Source organism: bacterium (assembly GCA_016708025.1).
Lineage (GTDB): Bacteria > Zixibacteria > MSB-5A5 > GN15 > FEB-12 > FEB-12.
In genome coordinates, this window is record JADJGQ010000001.1 from 992,729 (window position 1) to 1,017,259 (window position 24,531).

Consider the following 24,531-nt stretch of genomic DNA (forward strand, 5'->3'; position numbering starts at 1 on the left):
ATACCTCCTTACCTCAATCCATGACAAGAGCAACCAACACCAAGCCTGACAGTCAGGTCGGCATCGAGCAGCTTGTCGTTATCGTTTGAACCATGTACATCAGTATGGCAGGTCATGCAGGCCATCTTGGAGAAGTCTCCGTCGGCCGCGACCGCCCGATGCTGGGCAACTGTAGTTGGTGCGAGGGAATGTCCCGGCACCGTGTGGCACTGTTTGCACATCAGGTTCGACGGCTGGCGCAATAGCTTGTCATTCTCGCTCCCGTGAGGATTGTGACAGTCGTTGCAACCGGAACCCTCCGCCGACCACCCATGTACCGCCTCGTGATCATACAGATACGGGCCGGTGACATCGGCATGGCAGTCTTCGCAAACCTTGTTGAGTCCGTACGCCATTTCGGTATCTGTCGACTGCACCATCCGGTGGCAGCTCAGGCAGGTGACGTCATTTTGACGGACCGGATGAGCGGAACGGCGAATGAACTGGGTTGCCACTGACTGGTGACAGTCCAGACAAAACCGCGCCTGGTCATCCCGAAGCAGCGAGTTTTTGCCGGCATGTACCGAGTGGCACGATGCACAGTTCGTTTGCAGTAGATTGTGTCCGTTCGCTCCGAAGCCATTCATCTCCGGGTGCGGTACGTGACACGATGAGCATTGCGAAAGAGCATCTGCCCCCGTCATCCGTGCGGGATTGCCGATGTTTTCGATGCTGGGATTCTCAATGTGCGCTGCACCGCCGGAATGGCAGCTTACGCAGGCGACAGCGGATTTACTCGACTTGACCTCAGAACTGAGCCGATGGATGGTCTGGCGCAGTGTAAGATCAAGACCGTCGTGGCAGCCGAGGCAAGTTGCGTCATCCGGCTCGGTCGCTTGTGAAAAAACGAGCGAGGGAGTCCAGATAACGACTAGCCCGACAACCATGAGCGAGTATATCGCTATCGCCGGTATGAGTCGTTTTGGTTTCATCCTGTACCTCAAACCCCTATGTTCGATTGTCATGTTATCGTCATTATCTGATTCTAATGTCGGCACGGCAACAAAAAAGAAGAGGCCAAGTTGCTGTTATTGAATAAATTATGAGGACGAAAGAGTACCTTTTAGTACATTCTTTGTCCCGTATCCGTAATGGCCTACCGTGAAACAAGTTAACCTTTTCCACGTGGGTAAAGTTTCCCACCGTTTACCGATTCGAGATCGCGTTTACTTAAGTGGGAAAGGGAGGAAATAGAGGAAAGTTAGCCACGAATCAGTGCCAAGGCCCTTTCCATGTGGTCGTTTGGCTAATGATGACTAATTCAATATAGAATGCACGCATCAGATATCAAAGACTTTTCCGGGGTTCATAATCCCGTCTGGATCGAACTGCCGCTTGATCTGCCGCATCAATTGCACGGATTGTGCGTGCTCCAACAAAAAGTGTCCTTTATGGCCGATACCGATGCCGTGCTCACCAGAGACTGTCCCACCCAATTCTATCGTCTTTTGTATGATCAGATCATTGATCTCATTGGCCGCAGACCACTGTGCGATATCCTGCTGGTCTGCGATCATTAGTGCGTGCAGTAGTCCCAATCCAACATGGCCGAATGTGAAGATCAACACGCCGCGTGAATCCCCCAGTTCGTGACAGTACGCCACCATCTCCGGAAGTTTGGAGATCGGAAAGGCAACATCATTGCGCAGGACTGAATAGCCTGGTTTGAAATGCTTGACTGCATCGGTTGCCCAGTGCCTGATCTCCCATGGTCGATGCCCCTCACCAAGGGTGAGCGGCTGCCCGCCAAGTTCCCCGCAGATCGCAGACGCAGACTCCGCACTTGCTTCAAGTACCGGTTTTGGACCGTGGAACTCTAGGAAAAGGCAGGGGACCTCTTCCAGTCCATAACCCTTCAGTTGATTGAGTGCGACCAACAGCCTCCGGTCAAGAAATTCTACCGCTGCCAGATCAATACCGTACCGCCGCATTTCAGAGACAGCTTTGGCGGCTGACTTTTCATCCGGAAACTTGTAGGCGAGTTGCGATCTGTCTTCCGGTATGCCGGCCAGCTTAAGGGTGATCCTGGTTATTACCGCCAATGTCCCCTCGGACCCACAGATCAGTTCAACAAGATTGTAACCGCTGGAGCGCTTGATGGCCCGATTCCCGAGCGTCATCACTTCTCCGGTTCCGGTGACAATTTCGAGCGCCAGGATATACTCCCGTGTCCCACCGTATTTGACAGAGTAAATGCCGCTCGCATTGGTCGAGACCATTCCTCCGATAGTGGCAACATCGCCGGAGCCGCCAGGAGATGGAGGGAAGAAAAGTCCTTCGCGCTTGAGCTGATTGTTGAGGTGATCGTAAATGATACCTGGCTCAACCTCGACCTGGAGATCTTCCGGCCAGAGATTGAGCACGCGCGTCATGCGACTGAGATCAAGGACAAGCCCTTGCTCTGATGGAATGGTGGAACCCTCAAGTGCGCTTCCCGCGCCGCGTGTGGTGACCGGAACCTTATGTTCGCGACAGAGTCTGATTGTCCGTGAAATTTCCTCGGCACTCATCGCCCAGACGATCGCCTGCGGCGTTACCGGGGAGAGGGATGATTCATCGCGAGAGGCGACCGCCAGATGGTCCGCCTGGGTGGAAAATCTATCGGCAGGGTAGAGGCTCTTCAAATGCTCAAGAAACGACATGCGTAAAACTCCTTGTTCGAATCAGCCCTAATGTAGGGAAAACTTTCGCCACGGCAAGTCGGAACCGGCAGAAGACGAACCGGAAGTCCATGACAGAATCTGACAGATAAAACTTGACATAATGGGTCCTAAGAGTACAAGTTAAGGTCAGGAAGGAGGTGATATCATGAAGAAAGCACTGATCGTCTTGTTGCTGGTGTTCGGATTCGCATTTGCGATGGGCAGCCTCACGCCGTCGACCGCCGACGCCGGGAACTGCTACTTCACCTGCACCTGTTCCGGAGCGCCGCTGTATTGCTGCGTCAACAATGGTGTGACGACTTGTAAGTTCACATCCAAGATCTACTGTACGCAGGGATACAACTGCTAACCGCAGTGTTACCCAGTTTTGGAGCAATTAGCTCCTGAAACCAGCGGGAAGGCGACCGCCGTCTTCCCGCTGAAATTTCCACTCAAGCGTTAGATTCAAAGGTTTCGTCGTGAGTAAATCATTCTGGCAAAATGCCGTGCTCCTGATCCTGGTTTTTGTCGTCGCGGTGGGCGGCGTATATCTCGGCATCGCTACCAGCCAGCGCAATGCCGCTCCAACCGTACTTCAGGGGGAACTCACCTCCAAATTGACCGAAGGGAGCGGCTTCCCCGACGTCCCCCTAATAGATGAAGCGGGCAATCCCGTTCAGTCACGTGAGTTGCTGAGCGAAAAAGGCACGATCGTTCTTTTTCTTGAGCCGGGATGTCCCCCGTGTGAGACAATGTCCGCGCGATGGCAGGGAATGGCCGATGATGGTCTCTTGGGTGATATGAAACTGATCTCTATCTCGTTTGCGCCGATCTCTGAGGTCAGTAAGTACAAGATGGAACATGGTATCCGGTTTGACTCGTATGCCGACACCAGCTTCACGTTCGTCCAGACATATGATGTGACCAATTACCCGCTAATGGTGGCGTTGGATGGGGACGGTAATATCCGGTGGCATACCTTCGATGCCAACCTGGAGATCGACATGAAAGAGATTCAGGCTACATTCTCGATGTAGTCATCACAGCTTGGTCGTTTTCAGGAGATCGTGACTCTGGCTGGTCGGTCCGATCGGTGTAGCCAGTCGAATGTCGTGCGCCAGGGCGATCGAAGCTCGTGTATCTTCCAGCCCAAATCCCTGACCGGCCAATGTCCGCTTGTAAACCTCGGTGTGAAGTTCAGTGAACCCCTCAGAGAATTCCACTTCTGTTCCATCAATAGTGATAGATCGATAAGTCGGCTGGCCGGCATCAAGCGAGCTCTGCGGAAGATCGTCGCGATCTATCGAGAGGAACCACTTCACCCGCGCATGCTCCAATTCCATGAATCCAGCGGTCTTTTTGCTGGTAGCGATATGCACCTGATTTTCCTGCAATGGTCCAAACAACCAGATCAGGAGATCAAAGAAGTGGATGCCGATATTGGTAGCCAGTCCGCCCGAACGGTCCGCCTGACCCTTCCAGGAAACCAGATACCAGTTGCCGCGCGAGGTGCAGTAAGTCAGCACGACCTCATGCTTTTTCGTCTTCGGCTCCTTGAGAAGCTTTTCTCTCAACGCGATCAGGGCAGGGTGAACTCGCAATTGCAAAATGGTCCAGACGCGACGTCCGGATTCTTGCTCCAGCTCCAACAATGCATCGATATTCCATGGGTTCAGCACTAGTGGCTTTTCGCATATGGCATCGGCACCAATGCGCAGCGCAAAGCGGCAGTGTGCGTCGTGCAGATAGTTCGGCGAGCAAATTGAGAGGTAGTGAACCTCCTGGCCGGCATCCAAACGTCGCAGCTTGTCGATATGTCGATCAAACCGCTCAAACTCCGTGAAGAATTTGACATCCGTGAAATAGCGGTCGAGGATCCCGACCGAATCGTTAGGGTCAACCGCCGCAACCAGGCGGTTGCCGGTATCTTTTATCGCTTTTAAGTGGCGAGGGGCGATATAGCCGCCAACTCCCGTAATGGCAAAATTCTTCGACATCAGTACTCCCGTTATAACCGCGACAGTCAGTCCTATTGATAGGTCTGCCGGACTGCTGGTGAGCGGGTTCGGGAATTATACCACTTCACAGTCAACAGTCCACCAAAAAAACAACCTGTCAATATGACCGAATTCCGTTCGCCGGTTCCGCAATAATCGGTTGTGCCGCATGGTTAAAGGTGACGACGCGAGAATCCAAAAATGACGTTGATTCCGCACTCCAATATTGATATGTTGGCACATCATATAGGATTCAAATAATGGAGATACGCTGATGAAAGAGTTGGTGTTACGGCTACTTCCCGAGATCGCGGATATTCGCGACAAAGAGATACAAGAGAAAGTGATCGCCTGCTGGGCGGAAGCAATAGACTTCCGCGGCTGGACCGAAGAACTACTTCGTAACATCCCGTTTACATTGCTGGCCGAGAATGTCAAGATCACCTTTATCGACCATGTCCGCGCTGTCTGCAAAATGTGTCTGGCGGTGGATGATGTCCTGAACGAAATGCATGGCTCAAACAAAACCCCGATCAATCGAGATTACCTGATCGCCGGCGCGTTGTTGGCCGATGTCGGCAAGTTGCTTGAATTTGAGATCGTGAACGGCAAGCCGATCAAGTCAAACTACGGAAAGCATATCCGCCATCCGTTCTCGGGGGTCGGGCTGGCGTTTAAGCACGGGTTGCCATCAGAAGTAATGCATGTGATCGCGACTCATAGTAAAGAGGGGGCGGGGGAGAAGCGAAGCCCGGAGAGCATTGTATTCCATCACTGTGATTTCATAGATTTTGATCTGGTAAACTGAGCGTTGAGGATTCAGGGACGGACCGAATATGTTCGGACGACTACTTGGAATATTGCTCTTGTCGGCAGTCAGCCTCTTGGGCTGCTTTGCTATCACAGAGCGCCACTATCTGGCATTCTCTGACAGGTGTCAGGACGGGGACTCTCTCTGTTGTACGTTTGAACAGGATAGTGTTCGGGCACGAGTCATAGCAAGCTCGACCGATGGGCATGTCCTCATGGTCGGGATCGAGCTGCTGAATCTGCGTACAGATACGCTCCTTTATCCGCTGAGGTCAATTTCCGCGTGGGAGAATGGCGAGCGACTCAGAGAGTTTTTTGAGCCGGGAATAAACGGTATGCCGCCATGTGTAGGATGTACCGTCATGACTGTCACTGAAAAACCATCTTACGTACATGCTGCCTTTGAGCGCTTGGCGAAGAAAGACAAGAGAAACAGTGCGGTCGTTTTTGACCTTGGTGTTCTGTATCGCGACACCGTACGCGTCAGTTCACTGGGTACTCATATGGTGCTCTTAGATCGGTTCACCACTGAAGAATATTTTGTGAGAATGAAACTAGGGCTTCATTAGGGGAATCAGTGTTTTCGATCACGGTGATTTCATCGGTTTTGGCCGGGTGAAATGGTCAGTGAATAGAAAGAGGGGATAGCGTATATGTTGAACTCAAGAGTCGTTTTGCGTACCAAGGTCCATGTCTTCACTATGCTGGCGGTCACGATACTGGTCTCTTTATCGGCGAGCAGCAGTTATGCCTGGACACCCGTTGACAAGTCGTTTCACTTCACAGGGATGCTGTGCAAAGACACCTGCGTTTTGTCTTTCTGGGAGACTTGCTGGGGGGAACGCGAGTGCAACATCATGCATCATGTGTATCTCGCTCCGGAAGGACACTTGATCAGAGAAAGTCTGGAATATCACTGGAGCGGAAAGGCGATTGTCACCGACGAAATGAACGGATATGACCTGGCCTGGGTCCTCAAATTGCGAGATCAGGATTCGCTGTTTTGCGATCCATTTAACGTGGCCCCGAAATTGCGAGTGCGCCCTCCGGCCTTTGATAGCGTGTTCAATGCAACCTGGGGGGATAGTCTCAGAAACGTATTCGTTACCGGTTTTCCTAAAGCATTACAGGACTCAAGCTGGTTGCGAACCAATCTGGATCATCCGACTTTCGAGAAGGAAGTCGAATTAGTGTATTCGTACCCACTTGGAATTTACAAAAACTACAAGATTATCGAAGTTCTCCAAACCGGCCAGTACTTCTTCGTCCTGACATATCAACCTATCAACACGAGTAGCGAAACTTTCGACGGCGTGTTGATATATCGGATGAAGGGAAAGTGGTAGAAGTCTGCAAGAAGGTATTGCATACCGAGCTGAGCGAAGTCGAAGCGCGCTTCATATACAGAGGTCCCTATGTCCCAGAACTTAGTTGAAAAAATCGCCCAGACGTTTGCCGTCGGGCTTGAACCTGGACATGTCGTCCATTCAGGCGATTACCTGGCTATTCAGCCCGCTCATGTCATGACTCATGACAACAGCGGCGCGGTGATCCCGAAATTCAAAGAGATCGGCGCCAAGCAGGTCTTTAACACACGCCGCGTCGTTTTCACACTCGACCATGATATCCAGAACAAAACCGAAAAGAATGTCGAGAAGTATGCCAAGATCCAGGCGTTCGCCAAGCAGTACGGCATAGATTTTTATCCGGCGGGCCGCGGGATAGGGCATCAGATCATGTGCGAAGAAGGGTACGCCTGGCCCGGGACGATGGTCGTCGCCTCTGACTCGCATTCCAACATGTACGGCGGGCTTGGATGTCTCGGCACGCCGATCGTCCGAACCGATGCCGCCGCTATCTGGGCGACCGGGCGTACTTGGTGGCAGGTGCCTCCGGTAGCCAAAGTTGAACTGACCGGCAAACTTCGCCCGGGAGTCACCGGCAAAGATGTCATTATCACCCTCTGCGGGCATTTTAACAAAGATGAAGTCCTGAACCACGCGGTAGAGTTCACCGGCGATGGGATCGCCGCACTCTCAGTCGATGATCGCCTGGCGATCGCCAACATGACCACTGAATGGGGGGCGATGGCCGGCGTCTTTCCGATTGATGCGACGACCATCAGTTGGCTCCGCCGTCGCATTGAACTGGTCAAAAAACGCGGACCGGCGGGAGTACCTTCCGATGCCGACGGTAATGGGCAACATCCACGCCTGACCGATGCCCGCCTCGCGAGACTTGAGGCAAGTCATCCGGTCGCGGACAAAGATGCGACTTATGCCAAAATTCTGACGCTCGACCTGGGAACTGTCTCGCCGTATATTTCCGGCCCGGATCATGTCAAAGTTATGACCTCAGTTATGGATGCCAAAGCCAAGGGTGTCAAGATAGACAAGGCGTATCTCGTCTCGTGTGTCAACTCACGGGTCGAGGATCTGGCCGCCGCCGCGCGCGTGATGGACGGCAAAAAAGCCGCCCCGCATGTGAAATTTTATGTCGCGGCTGCCTCGAGCGAGGTGCAGGCCGAATCGGAACGTCGCGGCGACTGGCAGAAATTGCTCGCCTCAGGTGCGATTCCACTTCCGCCCGGATGCGGACCGTGCATCGGGATGGGTGAAGGGCTTCTCGAAGATGGCGAGGTGGGTATTTCTGCAACCAACCGAAATTTCAAGGGGCGCATGGGATCGCGAAACGCACAGGCATATCTGGCTTCCCCTGAAGTAGTCGCGGCCTCAGCGATTGCGGGTATGGTTGATTGGCCCGCCTCGATTGAAAATGTGCAATTGAAAGCATCAATCAAAGTGCTGTCGACCTCCGAAGGAGCGAAGGCGAAAATCAAGATTCTAGCCGGTTTCCCGGAGAAGATGACTGGCGAGTTGATCTTCTGCCATCAGGATAATATCAATACCGATGGAATCTACCCCGGCAAATATACCTATCTCGATGATTTCACGCCGACCCAGCAGGCCGAAGTGGTCATGGAAAACTACGACCCCAATTTCGGCAAGTTGGTGAACAAGGGAGACCTGCTTGTTGGCGGCTACAATTTCGGTACCGGATCATCGCGCGAACAAGCCGCGACCGCGCTCAAGTATCGCGGACTGCAATTGGTGATTGCCGGTTCATTCAACGAGACGTACAAACGGAATGCGCTAAATAACGGTTTCCTCGCGGTTGAGGCTCCCGAACTGGTGAACGAGTTGAAACGGAAATTCGGGAAAGACCATTTGACCGTCAGGACCGCGATCAATGCGACGGTCGATTTCACAACTTCGGTACTGACAGCGAACGGCAAAACGTATCCGATCAGCCCGGTTGGTGCGGCGGCCCAGGAACTGGTCCTGGCCGGTGGATTAGAGAATTGGGTTAAACAGAGAATATAGAGGACAACCATGGCTCACGACGGCCCCTTAGACAAATCACTCTCCCGGCAGATCGCTGAATTTGCGGTCAGTCTTCGCTACGAACAACTTCCCAAAGAAGTGGTCCACGAGGTAAAACGTTACCTCTACGACTCAGTCGGCTGCGCTCTCGGTGGTTCGAAGACCAAAGATGTCGGCATCCTCCGCGATATCTACACCGATTTCGGCGGCAAAGCCGAAGCTACCACACTGATCTTCGGCGACAAGATGCCGGCGGTCAATGCGACGCTCGTTAATTCGTTGATGATCCGTGCGCTCGATTTTAACGATATCTACTGGAAAGAGGATCCGTCGCATCCGTCGGATATCATCCCGGCGGCGCTCTCTGTCGGCGAGATGATGAATAGCTCGATGGAAGAAGTTATTGTCGCGATCGTTCTCGCCTATGAGTTCGAACAGCGATTGTGCGAATTTGCGGTCCCCGGCGTGCGGGAACGGAAATGGCACCATGCGACCCTCACCCAATTTGTTTCGCCGATCGTCGCCGGTAAGCTGATGCATCTGTCGGTCGACCAGATGGTCAATGCGATCGGCATCAACGGTTGCCATAACCATACGATCGGTTGCCCGACTGCCGGGAAACTGACCATGATGAAAAACACGGTCGACCCGATGGCGACCCAGACCGGCGTTTTTGCCGCGATGATGGCTAAGCGCGGCTACACAGGCACCGAAGCGGTCTTCGAAGGAAAAGAAGGATTCATGGATTGCTTCGGCCCAGGCTGGGCCAAGCAGAACCTGGTCGGCGGGCTGGGGCAGAGCTATCGGATCATGCAGTGCAGCATGAAGGCGTTCCCGACCGAAGCGCTGACCCACACGCATATCACGGCGACGCTCAAGACGATCAAGGATAACGATATCAAGACCGACCAGATTGACACCGTGACTGTCACCACGATTGCGCGCGCCTGCGATATTTTGTTCGACCCGCACAAGTACCGTCCCGAATCCCGCGAGACCGCGGATCACTCGCTGCCGTATTGTATCGCGGCGGCAATTGTCGACCGGAAGATCACCACGCAGTCATTCTCCGATGAAAAGATGAAAGACCCGCGCATCTGGGATGTGATCGACAAGATCAAGGGAGAAGCCTCCAAAGAATTCGAGGCGATGTTCCCCGCGAAGCAGCCCTCGAAAGTGGTCGTGAAAACGAAAGATGGCCGCGAGTTTTCGTCCTATCTCGAGTATCCGAAAGGGGACCCGCGCGAGCCGATGACGATGGAGGATCTGGATACCAAATTCGGCGCACTGGCCGAGGGTATCCTGACGGCTGACCGTCAGAAACAGTGGCGCGACTCAATCATGAACTGTGAAAAGCAGACCTGCCAAAAGTTCATGGCGGGCCTCGTGAAGTAGGAAATTAAACTGATTTGGAATGTCGAGCGGGTTCACGAGGACCCGCTCTTTCTTTGTCGTACATTTCCCCGTTTGCCAACCGCACTAAACTGCTGTATCCTTATCTCCCAAAAGTGAAACATAGAGATTTTATAGGGCGGATCCGGCCCTCTTCTGCGCTCGGGACGACGTCCGCGAACCCGCCTACGAACTCAAAGGCAATATGCCGTACCCAACGGATCTTTTCCTTGCATATAGTTCTCCGCTCTCGCGGGAGGAAATTCAGAAGCGCCTGTCGCTAAGAACACAGCAGACGACTCTCAGGTCTCAATTGCGGGTGATACTTGACCCAAGACGTCAGGATCCTCTTTGGACCGGAACTGTAGATAGCGCTGGCTTCCTGCTATGTCGCGATGCCCCTTTTTCTCCAAACGAGTATCTCGGGGCATTTCTGCCAGCCCGAACTGGTTGTCAACTTCACATTCGACTATCCGGCGCAGTGGACAGTGGTGCTGGGTGCGCGCTGGGAATCCTCGGCTTTGGTCTTGTGGTGATACTCGCTATTCTCTACGAGTTCCAATTCATCTCAGCAATACTCGCCATTGCTGCTTACTTCGGACTAGTGTCTCTATTGTCAAAACGGCTCTCGTTACGGAGGAGAGTTTCTGCTATGGAAGAGATGGCCTCCCTCCTGGAACTGGACCAACTACCCGGAGCCATTAAGTCGAATCACCGGTTGTGGCGGCGAAGAGAGAGGCGATATATCAAGATGGAGAGCGACAATGGCAAGGGTAAGCGTGTTGCAGGTGATGAGCTTGAGCAACTTATTAGCGGGGCGTTTGCCGCGGAAGAACGACGATGGCGAGTTGTCCCGGTATCCTGGCTAATAAGACTGCCATTAGATAGGCGCATTGCCTATGTGGCAGACCTGGGTCATGACCGGTACGATGTCAGGGCATGTATTGTAGAGCGGTCCGAGCGATTGGTGCGCCTGTCGGTGCAGGTGCGGTACTTTGCGGCCAGGTTTCTGGACCGGTTTGAAGAGCGTACTATCGAGATTCAGTTGCCCGTTTAGTCGTCCGACTTATACTAATCCACATTTGCCAATTTCATTAAACTGACGTATTCTTGCTTATAAACGTAAACATGTCCCATTCGCTGTCGCCCTGAGCGAAGTCGAAGGGTGAAAACATAGACTATAATATGGCTAAAGAGAAATCGACCAAAGTCAGACCGCAACTGCTCAAAGGATTCCGGGATTACCCGCCGGAAGAACAGATCGCCCGCGAAGCGATGCTTGGCAAAACCCGCGATGCTGTCGAGTTGATGGGATTTCTCCCATTGCAGACCGCCTCACTTGAACTGGCCGAGACACTCCTCGGCTCACATTACTCTTCTGATTCACTTGCCGAGCTATTCGGGTTCAAGGGGCCGGATGAGGTCGACATGGCGCTCCGGTATGAGTTCACGCTGTCGCTCGCCCGCTATGTCGCCAGCCAGCCGGAACTGGCGCTGCCATTCCGTCGCTATCAGTACGGCAATGTATGGCGAGTCGACAAGCCGGGGCCGGGTCGATATCGCGAATTCATGCAGTTTGATATTGATATCGTCGGGACAACCAATTTGCTCGCCGATGCTGAGATCATCGCCGCCATGGTGACGATCTTCGAGCATCTGGGCATCAAGAATTTCAAGGTCCGCTTCTCCAATCGGAAACTGCTCAACGGCGTAATCGAGTGGGCAGGGATTTCACCCGACCGCGGCCCCAATGTCATGCGGGTGATCGACAAACTGGAGAAACAGGAGAGAGGCGGTTTTGCTGGAGCTTGGCCCCGGACGGACCGACCGCTCCGGCGACAAGATCCCCGGACTTGGCTTGCCTGATTCTCAAATCAACAAGTTGTGCGTGTTCCTGGATTTCGCCGTCAAACATGGTTCAGACCCGCTTCTCGGTGCAGAACAATTGGTCGGCGGAATTGCCATCGCGAAAGAGGGGATCGAAGAACTACGTCAGATCCAGAGCTACCTCTCCTCGATGCAGATTTCACACGACAAGTTTGAGGTCGACTTGACAATCGTTCGCGGCCTCGGCTATTACACCGGCCCGGTTTTTGAAACGACCCTGACTGACCTTCCGGAATTCGGCTCGGTCTTTTCCGGCGGACGGTACGACAATCTGGTCGAACGATTCCTCAATAAATCCTTCCCAGCGGTGGGTGCATCGATCGGCATAGACCGACTTCTTGCTGCATTGATCGAACTGAAAGCGATTGAGCTGCGAACGTCGACCTCGCAAGTCTTGGTAACTACTATGGACCGAGACCGGATCGCCGATTACCTGAAGATTCTGCGTGAACTTCGCGATGCCGGTATCCGCGCTGAGATCTACTCCGGCGATACCAAAAATCTGACCAAGCAGGTGAAGTACGGCGATAAGGTCGGAATCCCTTTTGCGGTGATCGCGGGGTCAAACGAATTTGACGCCGGGACGATTACGGTCAAAAATCTTGAGGCTGGCCGGGTCAAGGGGTCCGAAACCGCCGACCGCGACGAATGGCTCAAAGCCTCGGGAATTCAGGAGACGATTCAGCGGAGTGAGCTGATTGGATATCTGAAGAAGCATCTCACGTATGGAAAGTAGAATGCGTGTTGTCACATGGATGGTCGCTGGTGCATTTGCCCTTGCCGCGGCCCTCTTTGGTTACGACTTGGTCCGGAAGCTGACCGTCTATCGTATGAAGGTGGACCCGTGGTTTTACCCGGAGAATGTGCTATTCATTCTGCTGTTTGTGCTCTTCCCCCTAGTGGTTGCCTGGGGGCTTGTATTTAGGAGACGATGGGTGTTTGCGGTTTATTCCACAGGGGCGGCGGCAATTGTTGTTTCTATCTTATGGAGTATGCAGCCGTTCAAGGGGTTTGATTTTGGATTTTTCGATAACATCTTGTTTCTGCTTGTCTTCTTTGTGTGGCCAGCGTTCATGGGCTGGGTAGTCTGGCGCTTGAGAAAGTCGTTTCAGATCATTTCGTAATTTCGTTTACGTAGGTCGCATCCGCAGACCTGCCAGGCAAAAGCGTCACCCAAAGCGAAGTCGAAGAACAGACCTGCCCGACAAGACTCGTCCTTCCGTCATTTTTCTGTCATTTGACCTGAGTCAAACCGTTTTCCTCAACATTTCCCGATACTCAGACTCGAAGGAATGATTAGTATGAGTATCGTGAAAACCGTTACCGCCGAAGTTAAGTCCCAGGTCGAACGACATGGGGTACAGAAACTCCGCTTTTACGCGCAAGTTGGCTCGCTTCTTCTCAATATCTGGATCGGGATTCAGTTCTACCTCTGGGTGAAACATATTCAATCCGGGGGAGAGGGATGGGCGATTCCCCGTCCTGCGGGAGTCGAGGGCTGGCTTCCGATCGGCTCGCTCGTCTCCCTGAAGCATTTCTTTGCGACCGGGATCATCAACGAGATTCATCCGGCCGGGTTGATCATCCTGATCATGATCCTCGTGACCGGGTTTGTCTTCCGCAAAGCGTTCTGCTCGTGGGTCTGCCCGGTTGGATTTATCTCCGAGCTGCTTGGCGATATTTCGGACAAAATGTTCGGAAAGCGGATTGTCCCGCCCAAATGGCTCGACTGGCCCCTCCGTTCGCTGAAGTACATTCTGCTGGGATTCTTTGTCTGGATAATCGTGGTCAAGATGAGCCCGGCCGCGATAGAGGCGTTTCTCTATTCGGACTACAACGTCGTCTCCGATGTCCTGATGCTTCGCTTCTTCACCGATATCACCATGTTTTCTCTGATTGTGATTGCGCTCTTGTTTGTAATGTCGCTGGTGATCCGCGGTTTCTGGTGCCGCTATCTCTGCCCTTATGGGCGCGTTGCTTGGAATATTTGGCATGATCTCGCCGACCCGCATCAAGCGGAACGAAGTTAGCTGCATCAATTGTTCTGCTTGCACCAAGGTTTGCCCATCGTTTATCAAGGTTGAGAAAGTCAAGCAGGTCTGGTCGGATGAATGTTCCGGATGCATGGCCTGTGTTGATTCATGCCCGATCAAAAACACTCTGGTCATAAAAGGACGAAGCTCTCGAAAAATAACTACTCGACAGTGGGCGGCCGCCATGCTTATAGTCTTCTGGGGAACGTTGCTCGCGGCAAAGTTGTTTGGACCATGGGACAACGCGATCACGCGGGAGCAGTACATACAGATGCTGCCGCAGGCTGAGCGCGGTGAATTCGGTCACCCCGGAGTGGATGGAAAATGAAAGCGAACGAGATCTCGGTCTTTGACAAATATGCGCACGAATATGATCTGATAACCAATGCGGTCGAACGAGAGAAATCGCATGGTCGCGAAGTCGATGCCCTGATCAGCACTTTCCAGCCCACGAGAGTGCTCGATGCCGGCTGTGCCACCGGTCTGACCTGCTATCTGTTTGCATCAAAAGGTATCCCGGCGACTGGGATTGACCGTGCGCCACGTATGATCGAGGTAGCGCGCGAGAAGTATGAAGAGTCCCGCCTGCCACTGACCTTCGTCCGTGGGCAGTTTGAGAAGCTCCCCAAAACTCTGCACGGCAAATTCAATCTGGTGGTCTGCCTCGCCAACAGTATCAGCGGCGTTTCAACCGCCGCCGGTCTGCTGGCGTCGCTCAGGTCGTTTCGCAAATGCCTGACTGAACAGGGGACTCTGGTGATTCAGATGTTGAATTTCGAGGCTATCAAGAAGGACCAGATCTTTCCGATCCGGGCCACGCGAAATGGCGACATTCTTTACCTGAGATACTCGGAGCGCGTAGGTGACCTTCAGCAGATCCACGTCATACGGACCGACCTCTCGACCCAGCCGCCATCATACGAGATTTTCCGCCATGCGTACCGCAGCCACACCAAGGCAAGTATGGAGTCGGCATTGCGCAAGGCAGGTTTCGGCAAAGTCTCGACTTTTGGAAAACTGGACCTTACCGAACGGTTCACGAAGGCCGCGCGCGATATGGTTTTCATCGCCCACGCCTGACCCAAACCGAGATTTAACATTGCGTTCTTCAATAACTTGGCTATCTTTGCCGGGATATGAAGAAGCTCCTGTTAGCCATTGCCTTACTGGCCATCGCCCCGCTTTCATTGCTTGCCCAGGTTGACACGCTGCAACCGGCGGCTACTTTCGAAGCATTCCGACCCGTCAATGACAGTCGTGTCTGGAATTTCGAGATCGACAAGCAAAACATCGGCACCCTGACCTCAACGATAACCGAGGAGAAGTCCATCGATGGTCTCGACGGTTACGTGATCGAACAGAAGCTGAGCCTCGATTTTCGCAAGGCCGGCACAGAGCTGACGATGCAGTCAGAGGGGGAGCAATACCTCTCGACCACCGGCGCCTATCTGGGATGCGAGTTATCCATCGAGATCAGCGGCCAGAGATCCAAGATCAAGATCAGGCGTGATGGCGATCGCCTCAAGGCCGAAGTGACGGCCGAGAACGGGAGTTCCGAGTCCGCAGAGCTATTCCCGCGCGATGGCTTTGGTTTTGAACTGTTTTATGTCGACCTGATGGAAGCCTATTTTGCTCTACAGGGGGCTGCTGTCGGTCAGACATTCGCAGACACACTCTACGCGGTGCAGTCGATGATTCCGGTCAATCTGAGCGCGCTCTGTCTCGACTACCGCTATCTCGGGCTCTTCACCGGAAAATACGACTCCGTTTTCATCATTAATGTCACCCTACCGGAAAGTTACCGGCTGCATATGAATCGGAGCCACCACCTCTTAAAGGTGGATATGCCGGATCGCAAGCTGAAGATCTACCAGGACTATGCCGGTCCGGCTCGCCAATCCGCTCGTGATCAAGAACCCGGCTTCAGCTTTGCCGGACTTATCAGAGCATTGCCGGTCATTCCGATCTATCTCGCTTTTGCGGCGATCGCGGTCTCACTCCTGGCCTGGCGTGGATGGCGTAATCGCAATGCCTATGCCGCATTTATTGGCGGGGCGGTCCTTTACCTGATTCTCCCCGGCACACTCCATCCGCTCCAGAAACTGATTGTCGATTCACTGGTCATACCAGCGGCAAAGCGTGGAGAGTCGCTTTGGATTCTGGCGATCCTTCCGACACTGGTGGGCGGTCTGCTCACCACGCTCTTGATCTACGGCGCGCTGTACTCATGGCAACGATTCAGAGCCGCACAGGCGGGTGATCTTTCGGCAATCGGCTGTTTTCTTGGCGCTGGATTGGCCCTGGCAGACTCAGTTTACCTGGCGACCACCATACCGTCCGGTTTGCTGATCTCCATGATGCTTCTTGAGCGTGCCGCTTTTGTCATTCTACTGGCGGTTGTTGGTGCCGTGCTCGGGCGGGCGATGGAACGTGACTTGCACGCCTTGATCAAAAACCTGGTCGCGGTGCTGATTCTCGTATCCGGATTCAAATATCTACCGATGCTGGTACAGGGGCGGATTGTCGAGCTCCAGCTCATGTACATTCTTGCGCTTCTTCTGGCTGTCATCCTCCTGGGGGTGGTGATGATCCTCCTGTCGCGCAGCAAAGCCAGGCTGGCGCGTGAGCGAAGAGGAACGCACTGACCGACATTCGGCTTTGTTGTTGACACCTATGCAGCCTCCGTCTATTTTCCACCGCTTAAGTTACCCTCCAAACCGAACAGGGGATTGCAACAGGTCGCATTGCTAAGGCTCCTATGACTGACGAAATAGTCTACGCCGGGATAGACATCGGCGGCACCAATATCAAGTACGGCTTGGTCGACTCACGCGGGAAAGTCCTGTTCAAAGAACAGCGTCCTACCCTGGTTGAGAAGGGGGCCGAACCGCTTATGCATCTGGTCACCAATATCGCTGAACGGCTTTTATATCAGGCGGCGGAAGAAGACCACCCCGTCAAATGGCTCGGCGTCGGCACCCCTGGCGCGGTTGACACCCGAATCGGCAAAGTGATCTCGTTGTCGCCAAACATCGAAGGTTGGCAGGGGATGGAGATCGGCCGGATCCTCAAAGAAAGATTGAATACCAGTGTGTATGTCGACAACGATGTCAACGCCATGGCCCTGGGCGAATCGCGATTTGGCGCGGCGGTAGGCTACAAGTCCGTTTTCTGTACGGCTGTCGGGACTGGGGTTGGAGGCGCTATACTATTGGATGGAAAGCTCTGGCGCGGTTCTAACTTTACGGCTGGTGAAATTGGCCATGTTTCAATCAATGCGAATGGTCCGACATGTCGATGTGGTAATCGTGGCTGTCTTGAAACCTACTGTTCCTCAGCGGCAATGCTTAATTCCGTTAAGTCACGTCTTGGCAACACGCTAACTCCTGCATTTGAAGAAGTACTTGAGGGACCGATCGAAGGGCTCACAATAAAGAAGCTGTTTGCCGCGGCCAAAAAAGGGGACGAGATCGCCCTCTCTGTGGTGACCGAATCAGCCCAGTATCTTGGTACCGCACTGGCCGGCGTGGTGAATCTTTTGAATCCTGAGATCGTAGTGGTGGGAGGAGGGGTTGCTGATGGTGGCGCCGGATTCCTCGAAACCGTCACCTCAGAAATTCGGAAACGTGCTTTTAGTACGGCCGTAGAAAACCTGAGAGTCGCCCGGGCTTCGCTGGGGAATGATGCCGGCTTCATTGGCGCCGGAATACTTGGAGATGCAAAAGTATGAATGCTGCAACCGCACATGCACGAGTCCCGATGGAACGCCCCCTGACTGTCAGGTTATCGCTCTGGTGGGGCTACATTTTTGCCGCCATGTATCTCCTGTACGGCGGCGTGTCGATTGTCCTGGCGATCCTCGATCGTCAGTACGTTGATATGGGGAAACCGATCATCCTGCTGGTCCTCGGCCTCCTGCTAATCATGGTGGCGATGGCCTTTCGGGACGGAAAGGCCTGGGGATGGTACGGTCTGGTAGCCATTAACGGCGGCGTGATCATTCTGGCGCTGTTAGGGCTGACCCATGTTGAGAGTATCGTTTTACTGGTGCTTGCGGTCGCCGCGCTGGCTGCCTTGTTTACTCCTGCCACGAAGGGATATGTCTTCGGCGGAAACTGATGTTGGTCTGTCAATGGGGGCGGCAGTTCCTGATTGCCGCTATCAGATCTTTCAGGCTAACAACCTGCGTGACATAGGCTCTTGAATCTGCTTGACATATCTCAAAAAGCTGCTACTTTGGCAAGCCTGACAATTTAATCGTCCAATATTTCCTGGCGCCCTAGCTCAGTTGGTAGAGCAGCAGACTGAAAATCTGCGTGTCCGCAGTTCGATTCTGCGGGGCGCCACTTTTTATTGCCGATTGTATGGGGGAGAGATCGATCTAATGCTGAGAATCGGTACCGCAGGTTCCGCAACCACCACAGGCCGTGATCGCCTGAGTCAGAACATCTACCTTGATCAATGCCATCATCCGGACCCCTTTAGGACCATGCTCGACCGTTTCTATCGCACAGATGGAATCCGGAGTTGATTGGGCAGTCCCGAGCAGAGCCTGAAGACCAGATTGCACTGCCAGCAGATGTTTGATCGTCAAAAACTCCCACGTGTCACTTGGAGTCGGAAACTCGCTGAGAACGACATCCGGTGTCGTGCTAAGTATCTCTTCAGCCGGTCGGTTCTCGATCCATTTTCTGAGTAAGGAAGGATTACCAACACCACCGCCACAGGTCAATTTGATCAGTGAATAGTGGGTCAGTCGATCCTCAGGATCAAGAGTGAGCGTGAGAACTTCGGTTACATCAGAACAGGGCATAATTCAGGATATAGATTCTCCAGTTACTTTGTCAAGTAATACTCAAGAGTAAACTTTGCCACCAAAGTTCAGCGCAGCATCACACTGTCAGCCAACTACATAACTATTTCCGTGAAGAAGAGTGATTTTATCTTGAAGGCGGAGTATTTTGTCGTTGTTGTTGCCGATAACTAGTGATATATTTCACGTGTGCCGGGCGACCATCCGACTTGGTCAGATAAGTCGTTACGGGCAATGAGCGTAACCGATTGATGGGAATTTGACGGTGAAAGGATAGACGCATGGTGGTCTCTTCGCCACATCAAGTAACCCCCGACAAATGGGGGATAGCACCGCATGTCTTACAGCTCGAAACCTCGATAATCCGCGAAATCCTCAAAATATCTTCACAGCCGGGCGTCATCTCTTTCGCGGGCGGCCTGCCGGCACCGGAGCTTTTTCCGCTTGCCGACTTGAAGCGCATGGCATCTCATGTTGTTGATAAGTACGGCGCTGATTCATTCCAATACTCATTGTCCATGGGGATCACCCCGCTTCGGCAACTTCTGGCCAAGCGCGCGACCGAGCGGGGGACTCAGTCGAGTATTGAAAATATCCTGGTTACTGCCGGTGCCCAACAGGGGATCGAACTGATCGCCCGGACATTCATCGATCCAGGCGACTATGTCCTGGTCGAAAATCCAACCTATGTAGGCGCATTGCAGGCTTTCAATTACTACCAGGCGCGATATGTGACAGTCGAGATGGACGACGAGGGGATGATCGTTGAACAGGTTGAGGCGATGTTGCGCGATTTCCGCCCGAAATTGATCTACACCGTCTCCAACTTTCAGAATCCAACCGGTATTACAATGTCTGAATCGCGTCGGCGTGCTCTGGTCGACGCCGCAATAAAATACAATGTGCCCATCGTCGACGATAATCCCTATGGCGAGATCCGGTTCTCCGGTGAGCGCGTCCCGACCCTCAAATCCTACGGCGGTGACGAAGTCATTGCTCTTCGATCGTTCTCCAAGGTCGTTTCTCCAGGACTTCGTCTCGGCTGGATCAACGGTCCGAGTTCGGTCATGACCCAGTTCGAAAAGGTCAAGCAGTGCACGGACCTTCACACCAGCAGTTTTGGACAGTATCTGATCTATGAGTACGTAAGTCAGGGACTGCTGGAGCCTCAGATCGAGCGGATCAAAGCTGACTATCTGGCTAAGCGAAACTGCATGACCCAGGCAATGGAGCAGCACTTCCCTCAGGAAGTCACCTGGACGAAGCCGGATGGCGGCCTCTTCCTCTGGGTACAGCTTCCTGAGTCGGTATCGGCCAAAGACCTTCTCCCAAAAGCAATCGCCATGAAGGTCGCGTATGTTTATGGTTCGCCGTTTTTTGCCAATGGCGGCGGCGATAACTGCTTGCGTTTGAACTTCTCAAATGCTACATTGGAGCAGATAGTCGAGGGTATCAAACGCCTCGGCAAATTGCTCAGTGAGAATATGTAAAATGACCGTTAACCGACTTTCCCAGACTCAAATGTGGTGGTGGCGCCGTGCGTCCGTATGCATACCGGCTGGGATCGTCTGATATCTCTTATGATAGACTATAGGAAGCCCGCCGGTTGGCGGGCTTTTTTGTTGCCGACAACCCGAAGAGCCAATTAGATACCGGTCTATGAAAGTCAATTTTGCCAAGTATCAGGCCCTGGGAAATAGCTTCCTGGTGGTGGAATCCTCCCAAGCTCGCAATCGCGCTGCTTGGGGAAAGTTCGCACGCGCCATCTGCAATCATGCGACCGGTGTTGGAGCCGATGGTCTGCTCGTGATCAGTAGCCAACGCGGTGCCGATTGCAGGGCTGATGTCTACAACTCCGATGGCGGATGGGCGGAGAAGTCTGGCAATGGAATTCGCATTGTTGCGCTCCATTTTCACCGGAAAAAGCGTACGAAGAAGACGTTCGCGATCGCAATGGGTGGGGCACTTAACCAGGTGACATTGGTAAAGAAGATCGCCGGCGGGTACCAGATACGAGCTGAGATAGGTGTTCCGGATTTCAGCGCCAAGGCGGTGCCGGTAAAGACCAGGCAACCTCATCTGATCAATCAGAAGCTGAAGATCGGACGCGAGCTGGTCGTTGCCACCTGTCTTTCTGTCGGCAATCCGCATTGCGTCGTACCGGTTGATAGTTTTGACTTCGACTGGCAGGCTATGGGGAGCCAGATAGAACATGCGCCGATTTTCCCGAACCGGACCAATGTCGAATTTGTCCGGGTGATTAGTCGGAACAAGATCCTGGTGGCTGAATGGGAGCGTGGTGCCGGAGCGACCGGTTCTTCGGGAACGGGTGCGGCTGCCTCAGTCGCCGCCCTGGTGATGCTCGGACGAATAGATCGAAAGTGCGAAGTGCAGTTTGAAACCGGCACACTGCTCGTAGGTTGGAGAACAGAAGACAATGTGATTGAACTGAGCGGGCCGGTAACAGTTGTGGCAACAGGCGAATTTGAAACCAGATGATGACATTAAGCACATTTAAGCGGATGAACAAGCAGGGGAATGTCCTTCCAATCGCCATTGCGATGCCGTCCGATCTGGAGACGCCAGTCTCCGTATTCCACAAATTGGCCGCAGGGAAGAAGTATTCCTTCTTACTTGAGTCAATCGAGGGAGGGGAGAAACTCGCGCGATACTCCTTTATCGGCGTTGATCCTTTCCTGGTTGTCGAAGCCAAAGGAAAGGTGGTGACACTCCGCAAAGGGAAGAAGACTACCCAGATAGAGGCAGACCCACTGGAATTCATGAAGGAACTGCTTTCGGTATACAGACCGGTCCATTTCGAGGATCTTCCTCGATTTACCGGCGGCGCAGTCGGCTACTTCTCCTTTGATACCGTTCGTTGGAGCGAGCACTTACCGACATCCAAACCAGACAAGATCGGGATGCCGGAAATGATCTTCGGCCTCTATCAGACCATTGTAGCATTTGATCATCTGAAGCAGGAGATGATCCTGATCGGAAATGTCCTTCATGAAAATGGCGAGCCTGGGTTGGCCACAAAGGTCCACAAAACAATCAGGCAGATGATTAGGACCATTGATTCGCTTCAGAAGTTCACTCGGGGACCAAAGCGTTCTCCGTCTGCTACGCGCAGTCGAACAAAATGCTTAACTAGCCGCCCGCAGTTTGAATCGTCGGTACGCAAAGCCAAGAAGTATATCAAGGAAGGGGACATCTTCCAGGTTGTCCTCTCCCGTCGTTGGCAGATTGCATCGAGTGCAGAACCGCTGGAGGTTTATCGACAGCTCAGGCGCACGAACCCTTCACCCTATATGTTTCTGCTGAACTTTGATGAGAACGCAGTGATCGGCTCATCTCCGGAAATGATGGTGCGGGTTGAGCAGGGGAATATCGAAACGCGTCCGATTGCCGGAACTCGTCCGCGGGGGAAGGACGAAGCGGAGGATGCCAAGCGAATCAAGAACCTCTTGTCGGATCAAAAAGAATTAGCCGAGCACACGATGCTCCTGGATCTCGGTCGAAACGACATTGGGCGAGTCAGCAGACCGGGAACTGTTCAGGTGCGCGAACGGATGACCATCGAGAAATACTCGCATGTCATTCACATCGTCAGCTCGGTGGTAGGGAAACTAAAACCGCGAACCGCGGCCCTGGATGGACACTTCGCCTGTTTTCCGGCCGGCACTGTCTCCGGTGCACCAAAAGTGCGAGCGATGGAGATCATCAATGAATTGGAGACAACCAAACGCGGCATTTATGCCGGCTCCATAGCCTATGTCGATTTCTGGGGAAACCTAGATTCCTGCATTGCGATCAGAACGGTCGTAAAAAAAGGAAAGTCCTACTTCGTGCAGGCTGGTGCCGGGATTGTCGCTGACTCCGTTCCCCGGAAGGAAAGCAAAGAGACGGAAGCGAAAGCTCGGGTCATCATTGAGGCAGTTACAGGGAAGAAATTCAAATGATCTTGATGCTCGACAACTACGATTCCTTCACCTATAACGTCGTTCAGTACCTGGCCGAATTGGGTGCAGACCTTAAGGTATTTCGTAACGACGCGGTGACTGTCGAGCAGGTACAGAAGATGAAACCAAAGGGAATAGTGCTATCCCCCGGTCCGGGGAGACCGGAAAATGCTGGCGTTATGAATGAACTGATCCGAGAGTTTGCCGGGAAAGTGCCGATCTTCGGCATCTGCCTTGGACACCAGGCGATTGGGCAGGTCTTTGGTGGAAAGATCGGCTACGCGCCAACCCTGATGCATGGAAAGACTTCTGAGATCCTGCATGATAGTTCTGTGCTTTTCAAAAAAGTACCTTCGCCCTTTGTCGCGACCAGATATCACTCGCTGGTCATCGAGCCAAAGACTCTTCCCAAAGAGTTCAATGTAACCGGCTGGACCGCTGATAAAGTCATCATGGCAATTCAGCACAAACAGATGCCGCTCTACGGAGTTCAGTTTCATCCGGAGTCCATTCTGACCACTGAAGGGAAGAAGATCCTTGGTAATTTCTTGAGGACAATTCGATGATCCAGGAGATGCTCCGAAAATTGCTCTCCGGTGGTCATCTGGCCGAGAATGAGGCGACTCTCCTCATGGATCAGATCATGGAAGGTAAAGCAACCCCTGCCCAGATCGGCGGCCTGTTGATCGCTCTCAAACAAAAGGGTGAGCATGTGCAGGAAGTGACCGGGTTTGTTCGCTCTATGCGGAATCATAGCCAGCGCGTCTCAGTTGCCGATCCGAATGCGGTCGATGGATGCGGTACCGGTGGGGATGGCGCCCACACGTTTAATATCTCAACCGCCGCGGCGATTGTTGCGTCGTCAGCAGGCGCAACTGTCGCCAAGCATGGCAATCGGTCGGTCAGCTCCAAATGCGGTTCAGCCGATCTACTCGAGGCTACTGGCGGCGCAATTGATGCTCCAGCCGACACTGTGAAGAGATGTATCGATCAAGTTGGATTCGGTTTCCTGTTCGCCCCACTCTTTCATCCGGCGATGAAACATGCCGCCGGACCACGCAAAGAACTGGGGGTCAGGACGGTCTTCAATATACTGGGACCGATGACCAACCCGGCTGGTGTGAAAAGACAGGTGATAGGCGTTTATGACCCTTCGCTCATGCATGTTATGGCCGAAGTACTCCAGCGAACCGGATCCACTCATGTGATTATCGCTCATTCGCGCGATGGGCTCGATGAATTCTCGATCTCGGATACGACCGAATATGTGGAACTTCATGATGGCAAGATCACGGTCGGCGAGTGCACGCCTGAAACGGTCGGACTGAAGCGGATGGCCCATGGAGCAGTGGTCGGGGGAGATGCCGCCTGGAATCTCCATATCCTCAGGGAACTGCTCGACAACCATCTCGAATCGTACGGGGGAGCCGTTGTCTACAATGCCGGGGCGATGCTCTACGTTGCCGGGATAGCCGGGTCAATCGCCGAGGGTGTGTCTGCCGCACGAGAGTCCATAGCGGATGGCCGCGCCAAACGGAAACTACAGGATTGGATAGCGGCTTCGCGAAACTAA

General features: G+C 53.2%; 26 protein-coding genes and 1 tRNA gene. 23 read left to right on the forward strand and 4 right to left on the reverse strand.

Annotated features, from left to right (window positions below; all coding sequences use genetic code 11):
* Window positions 1-8 precede the first annotated feature (8 nt).
* Together IPH75_04410 and IPH75_04415 are read right to left on the reverse strand one after the other, a co-directional pair.
* The gene (locus tag IPH75_04410; GenBank protein ID MBK7141306.1) at window positions 9-971 is read right to left on the reverse strand and encodes a hypothetical protein; all 963 of its coding nucleotides are present in this window, start codon (window positions 969-971) and stop codon (window positions 9-11) included.
* 348 nt (window positions 972-1,319) lie between these two features.
* Window positions 1,320-2,681 carry an FAD-binding oxidoreductase gene (locus IPH75_04415; GenBank protein MBK7141307.1) on the reverse strand — a complete coding sequence of 454 codons (1,362 nt, stop codon included), beginning with the start codon at window positions 2,679-2,681 and terminating at the stop codon, window positions 1,320-1,322.
* A gap of 166 nt (window positions 2,682-2,847) precedes the next feature.
* On the opposite strand from IPH75_04415, the gene IPH75_04420 reads away from it, so the two are divergent.
* On the forward strand, window positions 2,848-3,051 hold the full coding sequence (locus IPH75_04420; protein ID MBK7141308.1) for a hypothetical protein: 204 nt from the start codon (window positions 2,848-2,850) through the stop codon (window positions 3,049-3,051).
* A 109-nt stretch (window positions 3,052-3,160) separates the two neighbouring features.
* On the forward strand, window positions 3,161-3,718 hold the full coding sequence (locus tag IPH75_04425; GenBank protein ID MBK7141309.1) for a redoxin domain-containing protein: 558 nt from the start codon (window positions 3,161-3,163) through the stop codon (window positions 3,716-3,718).
* 3 nt (window positions 3,719-3,721) lie between these two features.
* Here the strand turns inward: IPH75_04425 and IPH75_04430 are convergent, their stop codons facing one another.
* Window positions 3,722-4,678, reverse strand: a complete 957-nt coding sequence (locus IPH75_04430) for a Gfo/Idh/MocA family oxidoreductase (protein ID MBK7141310.1) — start codon at window positions 4,676-4,678, stop codon at window positions 3,722-3,724.
* A 274-nt stretch (window positions 4,679-4,952) separates the two neighbouring features.
* Here IPH75_04430 and IPH75_04435 point away from each other — a divergent pair, with 274 nt between their 5' ends.
* The 16 genes from IPH75_04435 (at window position 4,953) to IPH75_04510 (ending at window position 18,529) form a co-directional block, all read left to right on the forward strand.
* On the forward strand, window positions 4,953-5,486 hold the full coding sequence (locus IPH75_04435; GenBank protein ID MBK7141311.1) for an HD domain-containing protein: 534 nt from the start codon (window positions 4,953-4,955) through the stop codon (window positions 5,484-5,486).
* A 28-nt stretch (window positions 5,487-5,514) separates the two neighbouring features.
* Window positions 5,515-6,057 carry a hypothetical protein gene (locus tag IPH75_04440; protein MBK7141312.1) on the forward strand — a complete coding sequence of 181 codons (543 nt, stop codon included), beginning with the start codon at window positions 5,515-5,517 and terminating at the stop codon, window positions 6,055-6,057.
* An 84-nt stretch (window positions 6,058-6,141) separates the two neighbouring features.
* On the forward strand, window positions 6,142-6,834 hold the full coding sequence (locus tag IPH75_04445; protein ID MBK7141313.1) for a hypothetical protein: 693 nt from the start codon (window positions 6,142-6,144) through the stop codon (window positions 6,832-6,834).
* Between the two features lie 69 nt (window positions 6,835-6,903).
* Window positions 6,904-8,871 carry a homoaconitase gene (gene lysF, locus IPH75_04450; GenBank protein ID MBK7141314.1) on the forward strand — a complete coding sequence of 656 codons (1,968 nt, stop codon included), beginning with the start codon at window positions 6,904-6,906 and terminating at the stop codon, window positions 8,869-8,871.
* 9 nt (window positions 8,872-8,880) lie between these two features.
* Window positions 8,881-10,266 (forward strand): MmgE/PrpD family protein, encoded by a 1,386-nt coding sequence (locus IPH75_04455; protein ID MBK7141315.1) that lies wholly within the window; start codon window positions 8,881-8,883, stop codon window positions 10,264-10,266.
* 649 nt (window positions 10,267-10,915) lie between these two features.
* Window positions 10,916-11,320 (forward strand): hypothetical protein, encoded by a 405-nt coding sequence (locus IPH75_04460; protein ID MBK7141316.1) that lies wholly within the window; start codon window positions 10,916-10,918, stop codon window positions 11,318-11,320.
* Window positions 11,321-11,448: 128 nt separating this feature from the next.
* Window positions 11,449-12,129, forward strand: coding sequence for an ATP phosphoribosyltransferase regulatory subunit (locus IPH75_04465; protein MBK7141317.1), 681 nt, complete (start codon window positions 11,449-11,451; stop codon window positions 12,127-12,129).
* On the forward strand, window positions 12,062-12,886 hold the full coding sequence (locus tag IPH75_04470) for an ATP phosphoribosyltransferase regulatory subunit (protein MBK7141318.1): 825 nt from the start codon (window positions 12,062-12,064) through the stop codon (window positions 12,884-12,886). The genes IPH75_04465 and IPH75_04470 overlap by 68 nt, the downstream gene beginning before the upstream one ends.
* A gap of 1 nt (window position 12,887) precedes the next feature.
* Window positions 12,888-13,274 carry a hypothetical protein gene (locus tag IPH75_04475; protein MBK7141319.1) on the forward strand — a complete coding sequence of 129 codons (387 nt, stop codon included), beginning with the start codon at window positions 12,888-12,890 and terminating at the stop codon, window positions 13,272-13,274.
* Window positions 13,275-13,451: 177 nt separating this feature from the next.
* Window positions 13,452-14,180: a 4Fe-4S binding protein gene (locus tag IPH75_04480; protein MBK7141320.1), complete on the forward strand. Its 729-nt coding sequence runs from the start codon at window positions 13,452-13,454 to the stop codon at window positions 14,178-14,180.
* Window positions 14,143-14,511, forward strand: coding sequence for a 4Fe-4S dicluster domain-containing protein (locus tag IPH75_04485; GenBank protein MBK7141321.1), 369 nt, complete (start codon window positions 14,143-14,145; stop codon window positions 14,509-14,511). The genes IPH75_04480 and IPH75_04485 overlap by 38 nt, the downstream gene beginning before the upstream one ends.
* The gene (locus IPH75_04490; protein ID MBK7141322.1) at window positions 14,508-15,263 is read left to right on the forward strand and encodes a class I SAM-dependent methyltransferase; all 756 of its coding nucleotides are present in this window, start codon (window positions 14,508-14,510) and stop codon (window positions 15,261-15,263) included. Before IPH75_04485 ends, IPH75_04490 begins: the two co-directional genes overlap by 4 nt.
* A gap of 56 nt (window positions 15,264-15,319) precedes the next feature.
* Entirely contained in the window at window positions 15,320-16,828 is a 1,509-nt protein-coding gene (locus IPH75_04495; protein ID MBK7141323.1) for a hypothetical protein, read from the forward strand.
* A 113-nt stretch (window positions 16,829-16,941) separates the two neighbouring features.
* Window positions 16,942-17,913, forward strand: a complete 972-nt coding sequence (locus tag IPH75_04500; GenBank protein ID MBK7141324.1) for an ROK family protein — start codon at window positions 16,942-16,944, stop codon at window positions 17,911-17,913.
* Window positions 17,910-18,302, forward strand: coding sequence for a hypothetical protein (locus IPH75_04505; protein MBK7141325.1), 393 nt, complete (start codon window positions 17,910-17,912; stop codon window positions 18,300-18,302). Before IPH75_04500 ends, IPH75_04505 begins: the two co-directional genes overlap by 4 nt.
* A gap of 154 nt (window positions 18,303-18,456) precedes the next feature.
* Window positions 18,457-18,529 (forward strand) — tRNA-Phe (locus tag IPH75_04510).
* Between the two features lie 35 nt (window positions 18,530-18,564).
* Here the strand turns inward: IPH75_04510 and IPH75_04515 are convergent.
* The gene (locus IPH75_04515) at window positions 18,565-18,996 is read right to left on the reverse strand and encodes a hypothetical protein (protein ID MBK7141326.1); all 432 of its coding nucleotides are present in this window, start codon (window positions 18,994-18,996) and stop codon (window positions 18,565-18,567) included.
* A 281-nt stretch (window positions 18,997-19,277) separates the two neighbouring features.
* Here IPH75_04515 and IPH75_04520 point away from each other — a divergent pair, with 281 nt between their 5' ends.
* From IPH75_04520 to trpD, 5 genes are all read left to right on the forward strand, one after another.
* The gene (locus IPH75_04520; GenBank protein MBK7141327.1) at window positions 19,278-20,486 is read left to right on the forward strand and encodes a PLP-dependent aminotransferase family protein; all 1,209 of its coding nucleotides are present in this window, start codon (window positions 19,278-19,280) and stop codon (window positions 20,484-20,486) included.
* Between the two features lie 169 nt (window positions 20,487-20,655).
* Window positions 20,656-21,495: a diaminopimelate epimerase gene (dapF, locus tag IPH75_04525; protein MBK7141328.1), complete on the forward strand. Its 840-nt coding sequence runs from the start codon at window positions 20,656-20,658 to the stop codon at window positions 21,493-21,495.
* Window positions 21,492-22,958: an anthranilate synthase component I gene (gene trpE, locus IPH75_04530; GenBank protein ID MBK7141329.1), complete on the forward strand. Its 1,467-nt coding sequence runs from the start codon at window positions 21,492-21,494 to the stop codon at window positions 22,956-22,958. Before dapF ends, trpE begins: the two co-directional genes overlap by 4 nt.
* Window positions 22,955-23,524: an aminodeoxychorismate/anthranilate synthase component II gene (locus tag IPH75_04535; GenBank protein MBK7141330.1), complete on the forward strand. Its 570-nt coding sequence runs from the start codon at window positions 22,955-22,957 to the stop codon at window positions 23,522-23,524. The genes trpE and IPH75_04535 overlap by 4 nt, the downstream gene beginning before the upstream one ends.
* Window positions 23,521-24,531 (forward strand): anthranilate phosphoribosyltransferase, encoded by a 1,011-nt coding sequence (gene trpD, locus IPH75_04540; GenBank protein ID MBK7141331.1) that lies wholly within the window; start codon window positions 23,521-23,523, stop codon window positions 24,529-24,531. The genes IPH75_04535 and trpD overlap by 4 nt, the downstream gene beginning before the upstream one ends.